The following is a 744-nucleotide window of genomic DNA, read 5'->3' on the forward strand; positions in this document are numbered from 1 at the left end:
TGGTAACACCCGAAGCCGGTGGCCTAACCCCTTGTGGGAGGGAGCTGTCGAAGGTGGGACTGGCGATTGGGACTAAGTCGTAACAAGGTAGCCGTACCGGAAGGTGCGGCTGGATCACCTCCTTTCTAAGGAGCACCTACAACCACCCTGCCGGGCGTTATGTCCGTGTGGTGGGGTTGTCAGGAGTACGCCCGTTGCGCAGACGCTAGTTCTGCGGCGGGTGCTCACGGGTGGAATATCAACAAATAGGTGCCTGGCGGCACAGGCCGGCAGCTAGTACGGATGCTCTCTCTTCTTCGGAAGTGTGGGGGTCCTGGAACGCACGCCGGAATGAGCTGTTGGGTAGTGTTTGGCACACTGTTGGGTCCTGAGGCAACAGGACCATGGCGCGGCCGCGTTGTCCTTCCCTTTCGGGGGTGGGTGCGTGGTGGTGGTGTGGGACTTGTGTTTCTGGTTTCCTGGCTGCACCGATCACACGGTTGTTCTGCTCCCTTCGGGGGCGGGGTGTGTGTGGGGTGTGTGGTACGGGGTTGTTGTTTGAGAACTACATAGTGGACGCGAGCATCTTTTATAAGAAGCAATTTCCAAGAATATGAACCTGGATCTGTCGCTGTTGCCTTTTGGGGTGATGGTGGTGGTTTCTGTGGTTCTCTCGAAAATTACTCCTTGATCTTTTGTGGTCAAGTTTTTAAGAGCACACGGTGGATGCCTTGGCATTAGGAGCCGAAGAAGGACGTAGGAATC

The 744-nt window shown here is 56.2% G+C and carries 1 rRNA gene; it reads left to right on the top strand.

From position 1 onward, the window contains the following. Positions 1 to 125: ribosomal RNA gene (locus tag AC1D1A_RS20865) — 16S ribosomal RNA — on the top strand; the annotation flags it as partial. Between the last annotated feature and the right edge of the window lie 619 nt (positions 126 to 744).

It is taken from the genome of Arthrobacter sp. P1_B9 (assembly GCF_056406495.1).